General features: G+C 64.6%; 19 protein-coding genes. 3 read left to right on the top strand and 16 right to left on the bottom strand.

Annotated features, from left to right (window positions below):
- The first annotated feature begins 16 nt into the window (after nucleotides 1-16).
- Nucleotides 17-334 (top strand): DUF6457 domain-containing protein, encoded by a 318-nt coding sequence (locus IWX64_RS04550; protein ID WP_196865975.1) that lies wholly within the window; start codon nucleotides 17-19, stop codon nucleotides 332-334.
- Between the two features lie 147 nt (nucleotides 335-481).
- Here IWX64_RS04550 and IWX64_RS04545 read toward each other — a convergent pair whose 3' ends face one another.
- Nucleotides 482-2,821: an FdhF/YdeP family oxidoreductase gene (locus IWX64_RS04545; RefSeq protein ID WP_196865974.1), complete on the bottom strand. Its 2,340-nt coding sequence runs from the start codon at nucleotides 2,819-2,821 to the stop codon at nucleotides 482-484.
- 127 nt (nucleotides 2,822-2,948) lie between these two features.
- On the opposite strand from IWX64_RS04545, the gene IWX64_RS04540 reads away from it, so the two are divergent.
- Complete coding sequence (locus IWX64_RS04540) at nucleotides 2,949-3,683, top strand: glutamine amidotransferase (RefSeq protein ID WP_196865973.1); 735 nt, start codon at nucleotides 2,949-2,951, stop codon at nucleotides 3,681-3,683.
- Here the strand turns inward: IWX64_RS04540 and IWX64_RS04535 are convergent.
- The 10 genes from IWX64_RS04535 to IWX64_RS04490 all read right to left on the bottom strand — a co-directional run bounded on the left by IWX64_RS04535 (nucleotide 3,680) and on the right by IWX64_RS04490 (nucleotide 13,464).
- Nucleotides 3,680-4,660 carry a GntR family transcriptional regulator gene (locus IWX64_RS04535; RefSeq protein ID WP_196865972.1) on the bottom strand — a complete coding sequence of 327 codons (981 nt, stop codon included), beginning with the start codon at nucleotides 4,658-4,660 and terminating at the stop codon, nucleotides 3,680-3,682. The genes IWX64_RS04540 and IWX64_RS04535 overlap by 4 nt on opposite strands.
- A 58-nt stretch (nucleotides 4,661-4,718) precedes the next feature.
- Nucleotides 4,719-5,744, bottom strand: coding sequence for a 4-hydroxythreonine-4-phosphate dehydrogenase PdxA (gene pdxA, locus IWX64_RS04530; protein WP_196865971.1), 1,026 nt, complete (start codon nucleotides 5,742-5,744; stop codon nucleotides 4,719-4,721).
- Nucleotides 5,741-7,048 carry a four-carbon acid sugar kinase family protein gene (locus tag IWX64_RS04525; protein WP_196865970.1) on the bottom strand — a complete coding sequence of 436 codons (1,308 nt, stop codon included), beginning with the start codon at nucleotides 7,046-7,048 and terminating at the stop codon, nucleotides 5,741-5,743. Before IWX64_RS04525 ends, pdxA begins: the two co-directional genes overlap by 4 nt.
- Nucleotides 7,045-8,118, bottom strand: a complete 1,074-nt coding sequence (locus IWX64_RS04520; protein ID WP_196865969.1) for a 2-keto-3-deoxygluconate permease — start codon at nucleotides 8,116-8,118, stop codon at nucleotides 7,045-7,047. The genes IWX64_RS04525 and IWX64_RS04520 overlap by 4 nt, the downstream gene beginning before the upstream one ends.
- Nucleotides 8,119-8,274: 156 nt before the next feature.
- Nucleotides 8,275-8,637: a hypothetical protein gene (locus IWX64_RS04515; RefSeq protein WP_196865968.1), complete on the bottom strand. Its 363-nt coding sequence runs from the start codon at nucleotides 8,635-8,637 to the stop codon at nucleotides 8,275-8,277.
- Nucleotides 8,638-8,680: 43 nt separating this feature from the next.
- A complete protein-coding gene (locus tag IWX64_RS04510; RefSeq protein WP_196865967.1) occupies nucleotides 8,681-9,379 on the bottom strand; it encodes an SDR family NAD(P)-dependent oxidoreductase in 699 nt (232 codons plus the stop codon).
- A complete protein-coding gene (locus IWX64_RS04505; protein ID WP_196865966.1) occupies nucleotides 9,376-10,140 on the bottom strand; it encodes an SDR family NAD(P)-dependent oxidoreductase in 765 nt (254 codons plus the stop codon). Before IWX64_RS04505 ends, IWX64_RS04510 begins: the two co-directional genes overlap by 4 nt.
- The gene (locus IWX64_RS04500) at nucleotides 10,133-11,512 is read right to left on the bottom strand and encodes an MFS transporter (RefSeq protein ID WP_196865965.1); all 1,380 of its coding nucleotides are present in this window, start codon (nucleotides 11,510-11,512) and stop codon (nucleotides 10,133-10,135) included. The genes IWX64_RS04505 and IWX64_RS04500 overlap by 8 nt, the downstream gene beginning before the upstream one ends.
- Nucleotides 11,509-12,399, bottom strand: coding sequence for a polysaccharide deacetylase family protein (locus IWX64_RS04495; protein WP_196865964.1), 891 nt, complete (start codon nucleotides 12,397-12,399; stop codon nucleotides 11,509-11,511). Before IWX64_RS04495 ends, IWX64_RS04500 begins: the two co-directional genes overlap by 4 nt.
- 3 nt (nucleotides 12,400-12,402) lie before the next feature.
- On the bottom strand, nucleotides 12,403-13,464 hold the full coding sequence (locus IWX64_RS04490; protein ID WP_196865963.1) for an asparaginase: 1,062 nt from the start codon (nucleotides 13,462-13,464) through the stop codon (nucleotides 12,403-12,405).
- A 261-nt stretch (nucleotides 13,465-13,725) separates the two neighbouring features.
- Between IWX64_RS04490 and IWX64_RS04485 the strand changes: the two genes are divergently transcribed.
- Nucleotides 13,726-14,802 carry a LacI family DNA-binding transcriptional regulator gene (locus tag IWX64_RS04485; RefSeq protein WP_196865962.1) on the top strand — a complete coding sequence of 359 codons (1,077 nt, stop codon included), beginning with the start codon at nucleotides 13,726-13,728 and terminating at the stop codon, nucleotides 14,800-14,802.
- On the opposite strand, the gene IWX64_RS04480 is transcribed toward IWX64_RS04485, so the two are convergent.
- The 5 genes from IWX64_RS04480 to pxpA all read right to left on the bottom strand — a co-directional run bounded on the left by IWX64_RS04480 (nucleotide 14,788) and on the right by pxpA (nucleotide 19,082).
- On the bottom strand, nucleotides 14,788-15,768 hold the full coding sequence (locus IWX64_RS04480; protein ID WP_196865961.1) for a biotin-dependent carboxyltransferase family protein: 981 nt from the start codon (nucleotides 15,766-15,768) through the stop codon (nucleotides 14,788-14,790). The genes IWX64_RS04485 and IWX64_RS04480 overlap by 15 nt on opposite strands.
- The gene (locus tag IWX64_RS04475; RefSeq protein WP_196865960.1) at nucleotides 15,758-16,660 is read right to left on the bottom strand and encodes a 5-oxoprolinase subunit B family protein; all 903 of its coding nucleotides are present in this window, start codon (nucleotides 16,658-16,660) and stop codon (nucleotides 15,758-15,760) included. Before IWX64_RS04475 ends, IWX64_RS04480 begins: the two co-directional genes overlap by 11 nt.
- Nucleotides 16,657-18,018 carry an acetyl-CoA carboxylase biotin carboxylase subunit gene (locus tag IWX64_RS04470; protein WP_334683156.1) on the bottom strand — a complete coding sequence of 454 codons (1,362 nt, stop codon included), beginning with the start codon at nucleotides 18,016-18,018 and terminating at the stop codon, nucleotides 16,657-16,659. The genes IWX64_RS04475 and IWX64_RS04470 overlap by 4 nt, the downstream gene beginning before the upstream one ends.
- Nucleotides 18,015-18,254: an acetyl-CoA carboxylase gene (locus IWX64_RS04465; protein WP_196865959.1), complete on the bottom strand. Its 240-nt coding sequence runs from the start codon at nucleotides 18,252-18,254 to the stop codon at nucleotides 18,015-18,017. Before IWX64_RS04465 ends, IWX64_RS04470 begins: the two co-directional genes overlap by 4 nt.
- Before the next feature lie 75 nt (nucleotides 18,255-18,329).
- A complete protein-coding gene (gene pxpA / locus IWX64_RS04460; RefSeq protein WP_245345743.1) occupies nucleotides 18,330-19,082 on the bottom strand; it encodes a 5-oxoprolinase subunit PxpA in 753 nt (250 codons plus the stop codon).
- Between the last annotated feature and the right edge of the window lie 92 nt (nucleotides 19,083-19,174).

Below are 19,174 nucleotides of genomic sequence, written 5' to 3'. Positions count from 1 at the left end.
ATTTACGGAGTCCCATATGACAGGCAACGACGACGAACTGCGCACTCTCAGCGAATGGAGCCGCCAGCTCACCCAGGCACTGCAGATCCTCGACCTGGAGGTGGACCACGAGCGGATCGTGGAGGTCGCCGCCCAGACGTCCGAGACGGTGTCCCCCAACGCCGGGGCAATCAGCGCGTTCCTGATCGGCTATGCGGCGGGCACAGCTGACACCAGCGGCCGTAAAGGTTCGGACGACGCCGTGCAGTCAGCGGCCGACGTCGTCATGCAGGTCCGTGCGAAAGGCCTCGAAGACGGTCCGGACGCCAACGGCTGGACGAAGACCGCCCAGTAGCAGGGGTCTTTGCTCGGTCAGTCACGGTATTTGCCCGGCCAGTCACCAAAAAAGTGGCTCACCCGCAGGAAAGTGGTTGCTAGACCACGATCCTGCGGGTGAGCCACTTTTTTGCGCCCTGGTGGACGCTGGGAGCTACGAGATGGGCTACGAGATGGAAGCCTTCGCGGCTGCGGCGGATGCCGTCGCGTCGCCCTTCGTCGGCTCCAGCCGCACGATCACTGCCTTCGACACGGGCGTGTTGCTGCCCTCCGCGAGGTCCTCCAGGGGGACCAGCACGTTGGCTTCCGGATAATACGCGGCGGCACAGCCACGGGAGCTCGGGTAGGAGACCACGCGCCAGTTCCGCAGCACGCGTTCCCGGCCGTCCTGGTATTCGCCGCGGATGTCTACGTACTGACCGTCAGTGAAGCCCAGCTCGGCCAGGTCCTCCGGGTTCACGAACACCACGTGGCGGCCCTTCTTGATGCCACGGTAGCGATCGTTGTGACCGTAGATGGTGGTGTTGAACTGGTCGTGGGAGCGGAGGGTCTGCAGGATCAGGGTGCCTGCTGGACGCTCGACCGGCTGCAGGTCGTTCACCGTGATGATCGCCTTGCCGGTGGGGGTGCTGAAGGTTCGTGAATCGCGTGGTCCGTTCGGCAGCACGAACCCGCCTTCCCGGCGAACCTTCTGGTTGTAATCCTCACACCCGTCGACGACGTGCGAAATGTGCTCGCGGATCACGTCGTAGTTAGCTTCGAACCCATCCCAGTCCACGTTCACCTTGTCGCCGAGCACGGCGCGCGCGAGGCGGCTGACAATAGCCACCTCGGAGAGCAGATTCGGTGCGACGGGATCAACGGTGCCGTGCGATGGGTGCACGGCGCAAACCGTGTCCTCCACCGTGACGAACTGCGGACCGTTGGCCTGCATGTCGATCTCGGAACGGCCCATGGTCGGGAAGATGACCGCCTCTTTCCCAATCACCGCGTGTGATCGGTTCAGCTTGGTGGAAATCTGCACCGTCATGTCGGTGGCCTGCATCGCTTCTTCGGCGGCGAGCGTGTCCGAGATCGCTGCGACAAGGTTCCCGCCGAGTGCGACGAAGACCTTAATGTCGCCGTCGCGCATCTGGCGAATGGTTTCCACTGCGTCAGTACCGTGGTCCCGGGGTGGGTCGAAACCGAACTCTTCCTCAAGGGCGTCGAGGAACGCCGGCGGCATTTGCTCCCAGATACCCATGGTCCGGTCGCCCTGAACGTTGCTGTGCCCGCGGATCGGTGATGCGCCGGCGCCTGGCTTGCCAATGTTTCCACGCAGCAGGAGGAGGTTGATGATCTCCTTGATGGTTGCCACGCCCTTTTTCTGCTGCGTGATGCCCATGGCCCAGGTAATGATGACCTTGTCGGCCTTGATGTAACGTGCAGCCAACTCATCGATTTCCTCGACTGAAAGCCCCGTTGCTTCGAGGACAGCACCCTCGTCCAGCTGGGTCAGACTGACTTTGAGTTCGTCAAGACCCTGACAATGCTTCTCCAGAAAATCATGATCCAGGACCGTTCCTGGGTTCTCCGCTTCGGCGTCGAGGACCCGCCGGCAGATGGCCTGCATGAGGGCCATATCGCCGCCGATACGGATCTGCATGAACTGGTCGGCAATTTCCGTGCCACGACCAAGGACTCCCTTGACCTCCTGAGGGTTTTTGTACCGCTTCAGTCCCGCTTCGGGGAGGGGGTTGACCGCAACGATCTCGGCGCCGTTCTCCTTCGCGTGTTCCAGGGCCGTGAGCATCCGGGGGTGGTTGGTACCCGGGTTCTGGCCCATGATGATGATCAGATCAGCCTTGGCGAAGTCGTCGTATGCGACAGTGGCTTTGCCAATTCCGATGGTCTGGCCCATCGCCCAGCCAGAGGACTCGTGGCACATATTGGAACAGTCGGGAAGATTGTTGGTTCCGAAGGCCCTGACGAACAACTGGTAGGAGAACGCAGCTTCGTTCGAGGCGCGGCCGCTAGTGTAGAACGCTGACTGGTGCGGGGTCTCCAGCCCGTTCAGCTTGTCGGCAACCAGGGAGAACGCCTTCTCCCAGCTGACCGGCTGGTAGTGATCGCTGTCCGCCGGCTTGTAGACAGGCTCGGTCAGGCGGCCCTGCATGCCCAGCCAGTATTCGCTTCTGGTGAGTAGATCGGTGACTGAATGCTCGGCCCAGAACTCGGAGGACACCAGAACGGGAGTTGCTTCCCAGGTAACAGCCTTTGCGCCGTTCTCACAGAACTCGAAGTTGCTACGCTTCCCCGGATCGGGCCAGGCGCAACTCATGCAGTCGAAGCCATCTTTCTGGTTCAGTGCGAGCAGGGTCTTCCGTGTCCGGTTAGGGCCCATGTGCTTGATCGCCGGCTGCATTGAGTGAATGACACCCGGGACACCAGCGGCCCATTCCTTGGGTTTGCCAACCTCGATGTCACTCTCGTCGGCTTCTTCTACGTGCGGATTTGTGCGGACCATTTTCCACTTCTCTTTCTTACTTCGATACCCCAGACTTAGCAGTCAGCGCCGCGTACCGCAAGGTCCGGTCGATGTCGGGGGCCGAGTCTCGTGCATATCTGACCCATCAGGGCAGTAGTCTCGACAGGTGAAACCGTTTCTGCTGATTGCCACCCGTGCCGAGGACGCCGCCGCCGACGGCGAGTACCAGGCGTTCCAGCGTTTCGGCGGGCTTGAGCCGCACCAGCTACACCGTGTGCGTGCCGAATCCGGCCCGCTGCCGCACATCGACCTTGAGTACTATTCGGGCATCATGGTGGGTGGCAGCCCGTTCAACTCATCCGACCCGGAACACCAGAAGTCCGAGGTCCAGCGGCGGGTGGAACGCGATATCGGCGGGTTGTTGGATCGGGTTGTCGCCGCCGACTTCCCCTTCCTCGGCGCCTGCTACGGCGTGGGCACCCTTGGGCGTCATCAGGGTGCCGTGATTGACAGGACCTTTTCCGAACCAATCGGGGCCGTGCCCATCACGGTGGCCGCTGAGGGCACTGCGGACCCGCTACTGGCCGGGCTGCCGTCGTCGTTCGACGCCTTCGTGGGGCACAAGGAAGCCTGCACCACCCTGCCCGACGGCGCCGTGCTGCTCGCGTCGTCGACAACCTGCCCGGTCCAGATGTTCCGGATCCGCACCAACCTTTATGCCACCCAGTTCCACCCAGAGCTCGACGTCGACGGGCTGATCCAGCGCATCGACATCTACCGCGACGCCGGGTACTTTCCTCCGGAAGAGGCCGAAAACTATATGGGTCGCGCCCGCTCGGCGCGGGTCGAGTGGCCAGCGGCGATTCTGCGGAACTTTGTCACCCGCTACGCGACGAGCTAGCTGGGTGTCTGGATCGGGTTTCGTTCGGCAGCAGCGATGTCCTCTGCCAGATGCTGGAGTTCCAGGCTGAGCTGGTGCGCACGGGTGCCCAATGAAGAGGGGCCGGTCGGTGTGACCGGGGCGGTCGCCGCCTGGCCACCCATTCGCACGGGTGAGTGGGGCTCCGCGGGCCGCGACGTATCCGCCGCGAGATCACTGGTCCCAGCACCTCGGGAGGGGGGCCGCGGGGCGGCGTCGTGGACTACCTCGATGTCGAAGACCATCTGGTCCGCATGATGCCAGGTAGTGAAGACCTCCACGGGGGCTCCCGCCGCGTCGAGGCTGGTTCCTTCAAGGACCAGCACCGGTGTGTGAGGTGCCATGCGCAGCAGGGCGAGCAGCTCGGCGTCGGCCGGTGCTGCCCGGATCTGGCGCTTGCCAGCAACGATCTCGATACCGTACTTCTGGCGCAACACTAAATGCAGTGAGGTGTCCTGCAGCTCCTCGGCGGTCAGGGTGGAACACAGGGGGAGCGCAAGCCACGTGTGGATCAGGGCAAGGGGTGCCCCTTCCACCGAACGCAGCCGCTCGATGGCCAGCACCTCGGGGGTGCCAAGCGCCGTCGCGAGGCCCTGCGCCGGCTGCACACTGAAGGACAGCACTTCGGTAGTCACGGACACGCCGGTTTCGGCGATCTGTGTGGACAGGCCGGGCATCCGGTGCACCAACCGGTGATGTTCCCGGCGGGGCGAGACAATACTGCCGCGCCCCCGACCACGATCGATAAGCCCCTCCGCGGTGAGAGCGCCCAGCGCCTGGCGGACCACCGAACGCGATACACCGTAGCGCTCCTGCAGCTGGGCCTCGCTGGGAAGCAGCGTGCCCGGCGGCAGCGAGTGGTTCACAATCTGCGCTCGCAGATGTGCGCTCAGCTGGTGGTGCAGGGGCAGGCTGCTGTCGGGATCGACCGGGCGTTCCTCAAACTGATAAGTCTTCATTTGCACTCATCATCCCAAACTCTGGGCGCCTCCCCGTTCAATGGCTAGCGGCCAGGCGCTAGCCCTGCCGGGCGGTCTGCCACACATGGTCCCACCCGGGAGCGAGCTGGGCTGCCCGGCGGAGGGACAACACCAGGCTCGCCTCGCGGGCGATGCCCTGGCCGGCAATGTCGAACGCGGTGCCGTGATCCACCGACACCCTGACGACCGGAAGGCCCACGGTGATGTTAACGCCGTCGTCGCCGTACACAGCCTTGAACGGGGCGTGACCCTGATCGTGATAGCAGACAATCACCATGTTCCACTTGCCCTTGACGGCTGCTGGGATGAGCGCGTCAGCGGGTAGCGGGCCGGTCACATTGATCCCCGCCGCGCGGGCGGCTTCGACCGTGGGTGCCAGGATGTCGGCGTCTTCGTCGCCGAACAACCGGTTCTCGCCGGCGTGGGGGTTCAATCCAGCCAGGCCGATGGGCTCGTCCGGGTTGCCGAGCGCCTTGGTGAACGCGCTGACCAGGTCGATGACGCTGCGGGTGCGTTTCGGGGTGATGTCCTCGATGGCCTGGCGCAGCGACACGTGGGTGGTGAGGTGGAAGAAGTACAGGTCCCCAGCGGAGAGCACCAGTGAGAAGTTCTCGACGCCGAATTCGTGCGCGAGCAACTCGGTGTGACCGGGCCATTTGTGGCCGCCAGCATGCATAGCCGCTTTATTCAGCGGGGCGGTGACGATGCCGTCCACCTGACCCTCGCGGGCCAGCCGGCAGGCTTCGACGACGAAGCGGTAGGAACCGTCGCCGGCGTCGGGGTGGAGCTCCCCCAGAGGCACATGTGCAAGGGACGGCCCGGTCTGGATCAGCTCGATCGTGCCGGGCTCATTGGTGGCTTCGGCGACGGAGCCGATGACGCGGACCTTGTCCAGATCCCCGCCCACGTTGAAAACGCCGGCGCGCATCGCGGCCTCATCGCCAATCACGATCGGGCGGCATTCGGCGCGCAGGTCGTCGTGGCCGAGCAGCGACTTCGCGGTGATCTCTGGGCCGATACCCGCCACGTCGCCGATGGTCAGGGCAAGAGTAGGGATGGTCATGGAAGTGCCTCCGAGGATGGGGATAAGTTGCAAAGTTGGTGGACAATATCGGTCAGCGAATCGGGGGTGCCGAACCCGCCGGCCTTGGTGACGACGCGCAGCCCGTGGGCGGTGCCGCCGTCGACGACGCCGACCGGCACGCCTTCCTGCAGGGCGCCGGCCACGACCACGGACTGCGCAACGGTTTCCCGCAGGACCGCGCGGGCACCGTCCCCGCCCATCAGGACGAGCGCCGCCGCAGTGGATTGGGGCAGGATTGATTCGGCCAGGACGACGCCGGCAATCGCCGCCAGCCTGTCCGCAATCTCCGCGCCGGTCAGGGCATCAGGGGTGTTGCCACGATCGGTGGGGGAGAGCAGCAGGGTGGCCTGCTGCGCAACGGACCGCTCCTGGGCGGCAGCCCACGCCAGGGCCGAGGCCCGGCTGCGGACGTCGGTGAGGGCGGGACGCAGCACCAGCAGATCGTCGTCGGCCGATTCGTTGATCAGCCGCTCAGCCTGTCCTCGGGACACGTCATGCAACGAGCTGACCACAATCAGGACCGGTCCAGTGGGAGAGCTGGCTGAACGCGACAGGACAGAAAGTCCGGCGTCGGATCCCCAGCGTGACGCCAAAGCGGCCGCCAAGCCGGCCGAGCCGACCGGCACCGCCCAGGGACCCAGTTCGCTGAGCGCCGCGGCCAGCTGGTCTAGGTCGGCGTCGGTGACTGCATCGACGACGACGGTGGCACCTTCGTGCCCTGACGCCTCGGCCAGCCGATGGGCCTGCTCCGTCGCCGTGCCGTTTCCGAGGCGGATGCTGCGGCTGCCGGGGATCAGGGTGGACAGATCGCTGGTGCTCACAGGGGTCACCGGGTCCCGTCCAACGGACGTGGATTCGACCGGTTCGCCGTTGACCAGCAGCTGGCCCTGAGCAACCGTGCGGCCCATCGCCGGGTACGCGGGGCAGACGACGGCGAACGCTCCGGCGTGATGCTGCCGCCAGGTATGCAGCGCACCGTCAATCTGGGCCGGGATGCTGCCGCGCATGGTTGAGTCGATTTTGACGTACAACCGGTCGGCGCCTGCAACCAGAAGCCGCGCGACGGCGTCGGCAGTCACTGCGGAGGCGGCGGCGGGCGGCAGCGCCCGGGAATCGGTTACCGTCGCGAGCGTGCTGCCCGTGTGCTGGGGGTCGAGCCCGCCGAGGGCGAGGCGGGAGGTCCACCCCGCGCCGGCGAACTGGACCAGCGAATCGTTGGCCCCGGTCAGGTCATCGGCTGCGATACCGATGACCCGCGCCGGGCCGGAGGGGGCAGAGGTCACGGATCAGCCTGCGGTGAGTTGTGGGTTCCGGCGGGACGGCCGTCGTCGTGCGGAGCCGCGGCGGCGCGCGCGTCGCCGTCGGGGGCGTCATTCTCGCCGTAGAGGCCTCCCTGGCGTTTGAGGACCCAGCTGGCCAGTAGCGGCGCGAAAATCGCCGTGACGAGGACGGCCGAGGCGACCTGTGCCGTGGCAACTTCAACGAAGGGAGCGAAGGTGGGATCGGCTGCAGCGACGACGGCGGGAGTGGCGATCGAGTTGCCGGCGGTCGTGGCGGAGGCGATGCCGATGCCGGACTTGTTACCGCGGCGCAGGATGAAGCGGTAACCGAAGTAGACCAGGGCGCCGGTGATCAGGGTGGCGGCGATGCCGACGAAGATGCCCGAGAGACCGCCGGTGAGGACGTTGCCGAGGTTGATGCCGGTGCCGAGGGCGAAGGCGAAGAACGGGATCACAATGTTCGGAACCGGGCGCATGACCTCGGTCCATTTGCGGTCCAGGTTGCCGACGATGAACCCGAGGATCAGGGGGATGATCGCGGCCAGCAGGACGAGGAACGGGATGTTGCCGAGTCCTGAGATGCCGAGGAACAGCAGCGTGAAGAACGGGCCGTCGTTGACCGCGGAGGCCATGTAGGCGCCGCGGTCCCGGCTGTCGCCGTAGCGCCCGGTGAAGGCGAGCCAGAGACCGCCGTTGCTGTTATCGAAGGAGGCCAGCAGGGCAAGGATGGAGATGCCGAGGATCCCGTCGATGCCGACCATCAGGCCCAATGCGGCAACCAGGGCGGCCGGAATGATGGTCTTGAAAAGGAGGATGACCCCGGTGGTCGCGAGGACGGGGCCGGAGGTCTTGGCGGTGATCTGCATGCCGGTAGCGAAGATCAGGATCGCGATCAGGGGGAGTGCCGAGTCCTTGAAGAGGGCGGTGGTGAAGCTGCCCATCTCCAGGAAGGCGGGGAAGAAGGTTCCGACGATCGACCCCAGAATCAGGGGAATGAGCATCAACCCGCCGGGGATGCGGTTCATGCTGTCGAACAGGGGGACGCGGGACTTGGGAAGGGATTCGGCTACCATGGCGAATCTTCTCTCTGGTCGGGGCTGTCGCAAAACGACGGCAACTCAAAGTTGTACGGACAAGATGTACCTACACTAAGAGACCAGGGACGAGTGATGCAAATTAATAGTGAGGATGATCACACGCGATCACAGTAATTGGCAACGGTATCCTGGCTAAGCCTTACCCAAGACAAGGGTCGAGCACAGCCCAAGCCCGGCATTGACGACGTTCAGGGCGACCCCCGTCTCAATCACGGTGCGGCTCCGTATCCGCTGCAACAGTCTGTCCCGGTGGAGTGTCGCAGCGGGGTCGTTCAGAATGGTCAGCCATACGTCAGTGACCGTTGTGCATTGGATGACGGCGCCGGTCACCCCGCGGACCAGCCAGGTATCCCCAGCAGCTTGCACGCTGGGGATACCTGGCAGGCCGTGGCAGAGGGCGTTGATGGTCTGCGCCGCAATCAGCCGGTGACGGAGGGTGCTGACTGGGCCGAGCACCTCATCGGCAGTGACGGTCCGCCCGCAGGCGCCACACATTACCCGGCGCTTCTTTCACGTGCGGGACAAATACTGGGAATCATCACTGCATCACGTCGCCGGAGTTGGGCCCCAACGTTTGTCCGACGAAGAGGTTTCCGCCGGGGTCGCTGGCGAGGAGCAGGGCGACGGGTGCAACTTCGGCCGGAGTGCCGAAGCGGCCCAAGGGAAGCTCCCTCCGTTTGGCGGCTTTCCAGTCTTCAGAGATCCCCTCCACCAGCGGTGTTTCAATCGGTCCCGGAGCTATGCAGTTGACCAGCACATTGTCGCCAGCCACCTCGAGGGCGAGGGATTTGCTCATGCCGATCACACCCGCCTTCGCCGCACTGTAATGGCTGAGCCCAGTGCCGCCCTTGATGCCCAGCTGGGACGAAATGTTGATGATCCGCCCCCACTTGTTCGCCCGCATGTCTGCGACCACCTCGCGGCAGCAAAGGAAGACCCCCGTCAGGTCGACCGTGATAGTTTCCTGCCACCGGGCCAAAGACATGTCCTGAAGCGGTGATTCGGTGAGCAGTCCCGCGCTGTTGACCAGGATGTCGATGCTGCCCAGCTCCGCCCGCGCTGCAGCGAAGCCAGCCACCACGCTAACTTCCTCCCCCACGTCGACGGTAATCGAGTGGGGCGAGGGCGTCCGGTCCAGCACCACCACCCGCGAACCGGTTGCCCTGAAGGCCTCGGCGATTGCCGCTCCGATGCCGCTCCCACCGCCGGTGACGACGACGGTCCGGGCGGTACTCATGCCTTCATCTTGACCGTGAGGCCGCCGTCGACAATCAGGGACTGCCCGGTCACGTAGGCAGCGTCGGCCGAAGTGAGGAACCCAATCACACTGGCTACCTCCTCCGGCCGCCCCACGCGGCCCCACGGGATGTCCTGCCCCGCCCGTTCCAGGCCGTCCGGGCCGAGCGAGTTCACGGGATCCAGGGACTGCGGAGTTTCGATCAGTCCGGGAATGACCACGTTGGCCCGGATCCCGCGGGGACCCAGTTCGACGGCGATACTCCTCACCAGCCCGAGGATTCCCGCTTTGGCCGCCGCGTAGTGCGCGTGCTCCTCCCAGCCGTAGACTCCACCCGCGATGGACGAGACGGCGACCATGGCGCCGCCGTCGTCCATACGGGTGGAGCCGGCCCGCAGGGTCCGCAGCACACCGGTTAGATCGACGTCGAGCATGTCGTTCCAGCGAGAGTCGGATAGCTCACCCAGGGGTGCGTTGCGCAGCACGCCGGCGTTGGCCACCGCGTAGTCCAGCCGTCCAAACTCGGTGAGCGCCCGGTCTGCGAAGGTCTCCACAGACTCGGTGTTCCTCACGTCCACTTCCTGGATGCAGGCCTGGCCACGGGCCTGCTCCACCAGGTGGAGGGTTTCCTCCGGGTCGTGCGGATCGCCGGGGAACGTGCCGATGATCGAGCGGACCCCGCGTTGCGCGTAGTGGACGGCGAGAGCACGTCCAATACCGCTGGCAGCGCCGGTAATGATGGCTACAGGTGACTCAGGCACTCGGGTCCTCCAGCAGCTCCTTGGGGATGGGCTTCGCCATCATCATCAGCAACCCGGAGATCAGGGTGCCAAGGGCGCCGACCCACAGGGCCGCCGCTGTGGTCCCTGCGGCAGCGGTGACCACAGTGAACAACGCTCCGCCGAGGATGATGCCCGGCTGGCTCATCGCACCGATGAAGGCCAGCCCGGTGGCCCGGCAGCTGACCGGGTAGCACTCGGCCATGAAGTATTGGATGGCTGCGTACGGGCCCACCAGGAAGAAGAGCCCGACGCCGTAGGTGAGGATGATGAGGAAGGGGGTGGAAGCGATGGGGCTGAGCATGACCGAGAAGGAAATGCCGGAGATGATCCAGCCGATGATGATGGTCTTTTTCCGGCCAATGACATCGCCGAACCAGCCGTGGAAGACGTAGCCGAAGTAGGCGAGACCGTTGATGACGATCAGCATCCAGAAGGCGTCTGACAGTTCCACTCCGCGGGAGTTCACCAGCACCGAGGAACCCAGGATGCTGAAGACCATGATGCCGAAGAAGTTCACAATCCAGGCCAGGGAGAAGACGATCGTGTTTCGTCGCAGCTGTGGTTCCCAGATGCGCTTCAGGGGAGCCGTCGAGGAGTGCTGGACGCCGAAGGAGCCGGCCAGCGCGTGGGCTTCGTCTACGTTGCCGGACTTCTCCAGCTGGGTCAGCTTCTCGTGCAGTTCAAACTGAGGGGTTTCCTTGAGCTTCTTCGCGATCAGGTACACGATGATTGCCGCGGGGATGGCCGCCATGATGTACAGCGCACGCCACCCGAGGGAGGGTAGGAAGGCGAAGGCGAGGGCAGCCGCAAGCAGGAAGCCCAACGGCCAGCCGCCCTGGACGAAGGAGTAGTAGAAGCCTGGACGCTTGCGCTTCTTTTCGTCCTCAGTGACCTGGAAAACCTCGTTCATGTAGGTCGCGTTGACGGCCTGCTCCGAGAAGCCGAGCCCACCGAAGGAGCGAACCACCACGAGCATGGCGTTACTGATGAAACCCAGTCCGGCGGGGATCACCGAGGTGAGCGCTGACACGACGGCGGTGCCACCGACGGTGAGCATCATTCCCTTGCGCCGGCCGAGCCGGTCAATTACCGGGCCGATGCCGAAGCAGACGATCGCCGTGCCAACAGCAATCCAGGTGTTGATCGCGTAGGCCTCGGTCTCGGTCCACCCGAATTCTTCCTGCATGGCGGGAAGCAGCGTGCCGAACAACCCATAGTCGAAGACCGCGACGGTCCACGCGAGCAGTGCCAGGATCATCGCCGTATTGGTGTTTTTCTTGCTGAAGATGGGCAGCGCGCGTTTTTCGTCAGCGGTGGGCGTGGACAGGTCAATCAGTGCCGGAGCCTTCATGAGTTGGCTTCCTTTCTGGGATTGTCGGACAGGAACTTGTCGGCGATCTGGTCGAACGTCCGCCAGGTAACGCCGTCGTGCGAGTTGAAGTGCTGGATGAGGCGCTCAAGCATGAGCAGGACCTGGGGGCGGCCCGACACATCGGGGTGGATGGTCATGGTGAAGACGGCGTCGTCCATCTCCTGGTAAACCCAGTCGAACTGGTCCTTCCACATCTGCTCGATATCGCGGGGATTGACGAATCCGTGGGAGTTGGGGGCCGCCTTGATGAACATCATGGGAGGCAGATCGTCGAGGTACCAGTTGGCCGGGATCTCCACCAGGTCAGTTTCGTGGCCGCGCACCAGCGGTTTCATCCACGCCTCGGCGGGCTTGCTGTAGTCGATCTTCGTCCAGCTGTCGCCCACCCGGACGTAGTACGGCTCGAAGTCGTTGTGCATCAGGGAATGGTCGTACTTGATGCCCCGCTCAAGCAGGATTTCGTTGGTGATGGTTGAGAACTCCCACCACGGCGCCACATACCCGGTGGGTCGCCTCCCGGAGACCTGCTCAATGAGTTCGATCGACCGGTCGAGGATGGCCGTTTCCTGCTCACGGGTCATCGCGATCGGGTTTTCGTGGGAGTAGCCGTGGACCCCGATCTCGTGACCGGCCTCCACCACCATCCGGGTCAGCTCAGGGAAGGTCTCCAGTGAGTGTCCCGGGATGAACCAGGTGGAGGGAAGGTTGTACTTTTCGAAAAGTCGGAGAATGCGGGGACCTCCCACCTCGCCGCTGAACAGCCCGCGCGAGATGTCGCAGGGGGAGTCCTCGCCGCCGTAGGAGCCGAGCATGCCAGCAACGGCGTCGACGTCTACGCCGAATGCAATCTGTATGTTCTTAGTCATGGGTCAGCCTTTCGATGGGGTCAAAGCGGTCAGGGCGTCGCTGTCCTGCGGGACCAGGAGGCCCCGCCGGTGGAAATGTTGTTCGATGAGGGGGCGGGTCATCCCGAGGGCGAGAAGCAGTTGCAGCAGAATCCTCGCCTGCCCCGGGCGGAGGAGGCCGGACGGGATCGCCCCCGCGGCGAGGAGGTCCTTCCCGCCGCCCGTGCCATAGACCGGCACCACAGGTCCGGCATGGACCCGCGTACTTGTGACAACGACGGCGCCTCCGGCCGTCGCCTCCGCAACCGCCGTGCACAGGACGGGGTTAGCGTTGCCGATCCCCGTGGCCTCCAGCACGATTCCTGCTGCTCCCGCCGCCAGCGCGGCCTCGATCATCACTGCGTCGGCGCCGGGGTAGGAGGCGACGACGTCGGTTCGGGGGAAACCGACGTCGTCGCCTGTCTGGGGGGCGGGCAGGGGTTCGAAGCGGGCCGGGCGGGAGTCCATCGACACGACGCCGGTGCCGGTGACGCTGCCGGCCGGGATGCTGTCGGGACTGTCGAAGGCCGCATGGGCGGTGGTGTGAACCTTCCGCACTCCCGCCGAATGGAAGATCTGCCCGGCAAAGCTGACCAGGGCGCCTCGCCCACCCGCGTCACGGGAGGTGGCGACGGCGATGGCCCGCCGCAGGTTATCCGGCCCATCAGGAATGGCATGATCGGCGGCGTACTGGGCGCCGGTGAAAACCACGGGCCGCCAGTCGTTGTGGAGCAGATCGGCCAGATAGGAGGTTTCCTCGGTGGTGTCGGTCCCATGGGTGACGACGACGCCCACCACCAGAGGGTCGCTCAGCGCCGCTTTGACTTCCGAGCAGATGTCCAGCATGTCGGGGAAGGTGAGCCGGTAGGAGCCCTTCCGCATCACATCGACCACTTTGACCGGGATCGATCCGTACCCCGTACTCTGCAGCAGCGCCGCGCCAGAGTCTTCAGCAACGGTGGCGCCGCCGGCCGCGGCGGAGTTGCGGGAGGCAATGGTGCCACCGGTAGCCAGCAGCACCACGTACCGATCCTCGCTTGCGCTCATGGTCACCTCCAATTCGTTCGACACGCACCTACACAATCGTTTGGGTAAGCGGCAATCCGCGCCTGTCAGATGCTCCGCCCTGGGGCGATTTCCCCCAGACAGCCGACGTGAATGTCCTGTTTGCCCACGCAACCCAATCGTTTGGGTTGCGTTGAGAAAAAGACTAGGATGTGATCTGGATCTCGTCAAGAGTTCGGGTAAAAGTTTTCCTGTCTGAAACAATCGACGTACTACGCAATGGCTGGACGGAGGGGAAGCTTCATGGATGCATCAGGATCAGGATCAGGATCAGGCCGTGCGCCGATCACGCTGAAGGACCTGGCCAGCGAGCTGGGGATTCACCCCTCGACGGTGTCCAGGGTCCTGCATTCCACGTCGGACGTGGCCCGTGGCGCCGCGTCGTCGGCCACCGCCCGGAAGGTGCGGGACCTGGCCCGCGAGCTCGGTTATTCGCCGGATCCCCAGGCCAAGAGCCTCAGGACCCGCCGCACCAGGGCCCTCGGTGTGATCGTCCCACGGCTCTCCGACATTGTGCTGGCCACGATGTATGAGGGTATTGAGGAAGCGGCAGCCGAAAATAACTACTCGACCTTCGTGATGAATTCGCACGACAGTACCGACGAGCAGCGCCGGAAGGCCGAGATCATGCTGGCCCGCCGCGTGGATGGGCTCATCCTCGGCGACGCGCACGCCGGCAGCGACCTGTTACCGGATCTTCGTGCTCGACAGATCCCGTTCGTGCTCATGAACCGGCGGCACCCAGGGTTTCCCTCGGCGACGTGTGACGACGTCGTTGGTGGTGAATTGGTGGCCGACCACCTGTGGCAGGCAGGTCACCGCCGTGTCGCCCTGATCGCCGGAGAACCGTATGCGAGCACTGCCCTTGACCGTACCGCCGGGTTCCGGCAGCGCTGGCGGGATCTCGGCGGCGAGCTTCCGGACAGCTCGGTGATCTGGTCGCGTTTCGACACTGAGGGCGGCAGGGACGCAGCGGAAACCATCGTGGGGCAGCCCGGTCCGGCACCGACAGCGGTTTTCGCGGTCAACGACTTCGCGGCGATCGGAGCCATGGGAACCTTCCGCGCCCATGGCCTGACCTTGGGCCTGGACATCGCCGTCGTCGGCTTCAACGACACCTCGCTCGCGGCGCAGTTGCCTATTCCGCTGTCCTCGGTGCGCTCGCCGATGTTCCAGATTGGCCGTCAGGCGATGCTGATGCTGCGGCGGGTCATCAACGGCGAGCGGGTCGAGTCGGTCAGGATGACCCCCGAGCTCTTTGTTCGTGAAAGCAGCGCAGCGGCACCCCTCGATGAATCGCAGCGTTCACTGGCCAGCTGACCCCCAGATTCTGGACCTGATCTCCTTCCCTTCCGCGCGGGCGGCAAGGGCTTCTTCCATGGTGACCGGCGTGAAGGTTGTCCGCGTTCCCGGAGCACTCCGCGCCAGCAGATCCATATCGGAGCTGATGACGGTGGCCACCATGGCGTAGCCGCCGCCGGAGACTGCGTCGCGGTGGAGCACAATGGGTTCCTTGCCGCCGGGAATCTGGATGGAGCCGATCGCGTAGCCGGCGTCGACGATGTTCGACGGGTCGGAACCGGCACCGAACGGCTGGACCCGCGGCTTCCACGAGACTGACGGGCCGGAGTATCGCAGGCCCGTCCGGTCAGCGACGGGCGTTAGCTTCCACGTGGCGCTAAACAGCGTGTCAAGGCCTTCCTCGGTCAACCGATGGTCATACAGGCCGGGCATGACTCGCACCGTGATCTCCTTGGCGAAGGTTGGCCGGAGGGACTCGTCGATGAAGTCCGCAGCCGAGGCGTGGCGTTCCGATCCAGCCGCCCCGATGTCCAGGGTGTCGCCCGCTTTGAGGGTGCGCCCCTCGAATCCGCCCATGGCACCCAACGCGTAGGTGGAACGGCTGCCCAGCACCACCGGGACGTCGATTCCGCCCTGGACGGCGATGTAGTAGCGGGTTCCGGCGTGGATCATCCCGAAGGACACTTCGTCGCCTGCGACCAGCTCAAGCCGGGTCCACTGCTCCCGGGGCGTTCCGTTGACCAGCACGTCCACGGGGGCGCCGGCGACGGCGATGACGGCGTCGGCATCGGTGGTGAACCTAGGTCCGATGTAGGTGCACTCCAGGACAGCCTCCGCCGGCGTGTTACCGACGAGCGCGTTGGCCATTTCGGCCGACAGCTGGTCCATTGACCCGCCCTGGGGGATGCCGACATGGTAGTAGCCGGGCCGACCTGTGTCCTGGACCGTCGTTGCAAGCCCGGGCTCGGTGATCTTAATGGCCATTGAGGTGCTCCATGATCTCCTGGTTGTATTCGGTGGGGTGGGCGAGCGCCTGCTCAAGGTCGAACACCACGGGCGCCTGCCGGTAGGTAAATGACCCGTCGGCCACCAACTCCTGGATATGCCGGTATTCGGTTTCGTCCACCGGTTTGAACTTCACAATGTCTCCGGGTTTGAAGAAGATCATGAAGTCGTCAAAATTCGACAGACGCTGGGCAGGATCAAAGATCGGCGCTGCGGCGATCCCGAACATCTGGTACCCGCCGGCGCCCCGGACCGAGTAGATGCAGGCAAAACAGCCGCCGTGGCCCACGGTCAGGGCGGGAGTGTCGGTGCGGGGGCTCAGATACTTGGGTACCTCGAGTTGCTGGTCCTGCGGCACGATCTGGAACATGAAGGGCAGGCCTGCCACGAAACCGACCATCGACACCAGCCATGGAGACTCGTGATGACGGCTGATGAACTCGGCCGGCGACGCCAGATTATTCTCTTGGGCCGCGAAATCGAGGTCGTTGCCTTCCGGACGCTGGTGTCCCGAGCGGAAACGAGCGCCGGTTTCCCTAGTGTAAGGATCGTCGTACCACACCGGTACCTCAATGATGCGGGTTTGAAGGGTGTGCTGCGACATCTGCGCCACCTCGGCCTCGACACCCCTGACAGCTTCCTCAAGAGCGTTGGGCGGGAGGTCGTCCGGGTTGAAGCGGATCAACAGTGACGCGTTGGCCGGGCAGATATCGGTGATCCCCGGCAGCTTGCGGGACCCGAGGGCGGCAGCCATCGCGTTGGCCTTGAAGTTGGCGGCGAGGCTCATTCCCTCGGCAATTTCGACGAAGAGAAATTCGTCTCCACCCCAGGTGTAACGGGCCGCATTGAGGTGCAGGGCTGTGTCGCTCATGCACTAGCTCCTAACAGGTCAGGGGTGGTTTCGATGAATTTGGAATGGTGCTCGACGGCGGCCACTTCGCTCCGCGCGAGGACAGCCTTAAGCAAGGGGAGAGTGGTTTTCACCCCTGAAATGAGGACCTCGCCGAGCGCCCCGGCAGACCGGGCCATCGCCTGGTCCCGGCTGGAATCCCAGACGATGAGCTTGGCCAGCAAGGAGTCGTAGAACGGCGCCACAGCTGACCCCGCCACCACCCCCGAGTCGATGCGGACGCCCGGCCCTCCCGGCCATTGCAGCCGCTCCAGGGTGCCCGGGCTCGGCATGAACCCGTTTTCGGGGTCTTCGGCATTGATCCGGAACTCGAAGGCGTGGCCGCTGAACCTGACGTCCTCCTGGGTGAGGCGGAGCACGCCGTCACGCGCCACCAGAATCTGCTCACGGATCAGGTCCAGGCCGGTGATCATTTCCGTGACGGGATGCTCGACCTGCAGACGGGTGTTCATCTCGATGAACGCTGCCTCCTGGGTGTCAGGGTTGTAGAGGAATTCGACAGTGCCAAGCCCGCTGTAGTGACATTGGCGGCCCAGCTCGATGGAGGATGCCAGGATGGTTGACCTGACATTGTCGGGCAGCCCGGGGGCTGGGGCTTCCTCTACGATTTTCTGCTGCCGGCGCTGCAGGGAGCAGTCCCGGTCACCCAGGTGGATGATCTGGACTCCGTCGCCGATGATCTGGACTTCGACGTGCCGGGCGCGGTGGACAAATTGTTCAAGGTACACGGTGGAGTCCCCGAAGGCCGCCTGGGCTTCGGCCTGTGCGATCTCCACCGTCGACAGGAGGTCTGGTGCTGCGGTGACGAGGCGGATGCCCCTGCCGCCACCACCAGCGGAGGCTTTGACCACGAGGGGAAAGCCCACTTTCTCGGCGATACCCAGAATGTCGCTGTCGGTTGTGAGAGCGCCGTCGCTGCCGCGCAGGGTGGGAACGCCCGCGGCCCTGGCCGCCTGCCGGGCGCGGGACTTGTTGCCCATGAGCTCAATCGCATCAGCGGACGGCCCAATCCAGGTCAGTCCCCGATCAGTGACGGCCCGGGCGAAACCGGCGTTCTCGGAGAGGAAGCCGTAGCCAGGATGCAGGGAATCACACCCGGTGGCCGATGCCGCCGCAAGGACCGCTTCAGCGTTGAGGTAACTCTTTCCGGCCGGGGCAGGGCCGATGACGTGGACCTCGTCAGCCAGTTGCGCCGCGTAGGAGCCTTCATCGGGCTCACTGGCCGCCAGCACCGTCTGGATACCCAGCTCGCGGGCCGCGCGGATGATCCGGACGGCAATCTCGCCACGGTTCGCGACCAGCAGTTTGTCCACGGTCATCCCTCGGTCACCGTCGCAATGACGTCGCCCGGGTTGACGGTGCCCGAATCCTCGATGGCGAAACTTTCGAGAGTCCCCGAGACATCACTGCGCACCTCGGAGAACTGCTTCATGATTTCGACGACGCCGACCGTCTGGCCCGCCTCAATCCGGTCTCCAACCTCAGCGTAGGGCTCCTTGTCGGGGCCAGGCTTGCGGTAGAAGATGCCGGGCAGCGGGGAGATGATGTCGGTCATGGGTGGCCTTTCAGGGCTTTGGTCGGGATTGCTTCATTAATTGGTGGACTGGTGGGTCTGGGGAACGATAAGACACTAGCCAGAGAGAACGGCGCGCACGGCGGCGGCGACGTCGGGGGAGTTGGGCGCGTCCGAGTGCACACAGATGCTCTGGAAGTCGATGTGAAGTTCGGTGCCGTCCGACGCCTCGACCACGCCGTCCGCCAATGCGCGGCGCACCCGCGCTGCGGCCATGGCGGGGTCGGTGGGTTCGGGTCGACGCTGAATCAGCAGTTGGCCACCTGGCCCGTAGTTGAGGTCCACATAGAGCTCGCTGACGAACTGCACACCCAACTCGTCGCAGACCGTCTGGTGTTCGGTGGCGGCCAGACCATAGAACGGCACGTCATAGAGTGCTGCAACCTTGGCTGCTGCGGTCATCAGTGAGCGGTCCCTGGCTAACATCCCGTACAGCGACCCGTGCGGTTTGATGTGATGCATTGTGGCGCCGGCAGCGGTGAGGAACGACTGCAGTGCCCCCACCTGATACAGCAGGATGTTCTCCACCTCTTCGGGCGTCAGCTTCATTTCGCGACGGCCAAAGCCGACAAGGTCCGGCAGTCCTGGATGGGCACCGATGCCGAGCCCCCGTTCGGCGGCAGCGGACACTGTTGCGGCCATGGTGTCGGGATCCCCGGCGTGGAATCCGCACGCTACATTGATCACGTCGACGGTTTCCATCAGGGCGAGGTCATTGCCGAAGGAATGGAGGCCCAAAGACTCCCCCATATCCGAATTCAGGCTGGGGATAGGCGTGCTGGTGGTGCGGGTCACAGCCGGCGAAGTCATGCGCTTCACACTAGTGGCCGTCGACGCAGCCGATATAGTGGACATTCGCCCTCGGATAAACCGGTTTGATGGGCGCCTGCACAGGTGGGCTC

Source organism: Arthrobacter sp. CAN_A212 (genome assembly GCF_015752345.1).
Taxonomy (GTDB): Bacteria; Actinomycetota; Actinomycetes; order Actinomycetales; family Micrococcaceae; genus Arthrobacter_D.
This window is presented reverse-complemented; position numbering and strand designations above follow the sequence as displayed.

Excerpts from the sequence above, each read along its gene's own strand:
- IWX64_RS04550 (WP_196865975.1), top strand. The coding sequence starts at position 17 with ATGACAGGCAACGACGACGAACTGCGCACTCTCAGCGAATGGAGCCGC.
- IWX64_RS04545 (WP_196865974.1), bottom strand. The coding sequence starts at position 2,821 with ATGGTCCGCACAAATCCGCACGTAGAAGAAGCCGACGAGAGTGACATC.
- IWX64_RS04535 (WP_196865972.1), bottom strand. The coding sequence starts at position 4,660 with ATGAAGACTTATCAGTTTGAGGAACGCCCGGTCGATCCCGACAGCAGC.
- pdxA (WP_196865971.1), bottom strand. The coding sequence starts at position 5,744 with ATGACCATCCCTACTCTTGCCCTGACCATCGGCGACGTGGCGGGTATC.
- IWX64_RS04520 (WP_196865969.1), bottom strand. The coding sequence starts at position 8,118 with ATGGTAGCCGAATCCCTTCCCAAGTCCCGCGTCCCCCTGTTCGACAGC.
- IWX64_RS04515 (WP_196865968.1), bottom strand. The coding sequence starts at position 8,637 with ATGTGTGGCGCCTGCGGGCGGACCGTCACTGCCGATGAGGTGCTCGGC.
- IWX64_RS04510 (WP_196865967.1), bottom strand. The coding sequence starts at position 9,379 with ATGAGTACCGCCCGGACCGTCGTCGTCACCGGCGGTGGGAGCGGCATC.
- IWX64_RS04500 (WP_196865965.1), bottom strand. The coding sequence starts at position 11,512 with ATGAAGGCTCCGGCACTGATTGACCTGTCCACGCCCACCGCTGACGAA.
- IWX64_RS04495 (WP_196865964.1), bottom strand. The coding sequence starts at position 12,399 with ATGACTAAGAACATACAGATTGCATTCGGCGTAGACGTCGACGCCGTT.
- IWX64_RS04490 (WP_196865963.1), bottom strand. The coding sequence starts at position 13,464 with ATGAGCGCAAGCGAGGATCGGTACGTGGTGCTGCTGGCTACCGGTGGC.
- IWX64_RS04485 (WP_196865962.1), top strand. The coding sequence starts at position 13,726 with ATGGATGCATCAGGATCAGGATCAGGATCAGGCCGTGCGCCGATCACG.
- IWX64_RS04480 (WP_196865961.1), bottom strand. The coding sequence starts at position 15,768 with ATGGCCATTAAGATCACCGAGCCCGGGCTTGCAACGACGGTCCAGGAC.
- IWX64_RS04475 (WP_196865960.1), bottom strand. The coding sequence starts at position 16,660 with ATGAGCGACACAGCCCTGCACCTCAATGCGGCCCGTTACACCTGGGGT.
- IWX64_RS04470 (WP_334683156.1), bottom strand. The coding sequence starts at position 18,018 with ATGACCGTGGACAAACTGCTGGTCGCGAACCGTGGCGAGATTGCCGTC.
- IWX64_RS04465 (WP_196865959.1), bottom strand. The coding sequence starts at position 18,254 with ATGACCGACATCATCTCCCCGCTGCCCGGCATCTTCTACCGCAAGCCT.
- pxpA (WP_245345743.1), bottom strand. The coding sequence starts at position 19,082 with ATGACTTCGCCGGCTGTGACCCGCACCACCAGCACGCCTATCCCCAGC.